1 protein-coding gene is annotated in these 373 nt (G+C 48.3%); it reads left to right on the top strand.

All coding sequences use genetic code 11. The features are described from left to right. Positions 1 to 197: hypothetical protein (locus C7H79_RS18600; RefSeq protein ID WP_206781780.1), on the top strand; the 197-nt coding region annotated here is incomplete at its 5' end. Positions 198 to 373 lie beyond the last annotated feature (176 nt).

A 373-nucleotide genomic window follows, 5' to 3' on the forward strand; every position in this document is an offset into this window, starting at 1 on the left:
GCCTGCAACGCAAGTTCATTTTTTTGCGCAATGTTAGTGCGGTATGGCGTGGTTGGTACTCCGTGATCGGCCGAGTCATGATGCAAGCGCTCGGCACTGTAGGTCTCTCGTGTACGTTGGTGTGCGGCCAGTATTTCTATTTCCAGTCTTGTATTCTCCTGCTTACGTTTACAGACCGGACGAGTCCTTGGACATGAAAGCCGCTCTCCGAAACATCAAATGCCCGGCACATGAGCGCAATCGGATATCTTAGTCGCATCGATTCAATCAGACCGTATCTCACCGCCGAATTTATCAAATGAGCTTCGCGAAATACGTCGCACACTTTTTTATAAAGTCACGCTCCATCTTCACTTCTGCTAATTCTCGTTTA

This window comes from Nitrosomonas supralitoralis (assembly GCF_003011925.2).
Classification (GTDB): Bacteria; Pseudomonadota; Gammaproteobacteria; order Burkholderiales; family Nitrosomonadaceae; genus Nitrosomonas; species Nitrosomonas supralitoralis.